The sequence below is a fragment of the Vibrio sp. OPT41 genome, from assembly GCF_015163595.1.
Classification (GTDB): Bacteria; Pseudomonadota; Gammaproteobacteria; order Enterobacterales; family Vibrionaceae; genus Vibrio; species Vibrio alginolyticus.
In genome coordinates this window covers 1-219 of sequence record NZ_JADDYH010000095.1, presented here as the reverse complement: position 1 = coordinate 219, position 219 = coordinate 1, and the positions used below count along the sequence as shown (strand labels likewise).

The following is a 219-nucleotide window of genomic DNA, read 5'->3' as shown; positions in this document are numbered from 1 at the left end:
CTTTACGCCCAGTAATTCCGATTAACGCTCGCACCCTCCGTATTACCGCGGCTGCTGGCACGGAGTTAGCCGGTGCTTCTTCTGTCGCTAACGTCAAACGAATACGCTATTAACGTACCCGCCTTCCTCACGACTGAAAGTGCTTTACAACCCGAAGGCCTTCTTCACACACGCGGCATGGCTGCATCAGGCTTGCGCCCATTGTGCAATATTCCCCAC

1 rRNA gene is annotated in these 219 nt (G+C 54.3%); it reads right to left on the bottom strand.

The annotated features are described in order from the left end of the window. Positions 1 to 219 (bottom strand): 16S ribosomal RNA (locus IQP38_RS25540); the annotation flags it as partial.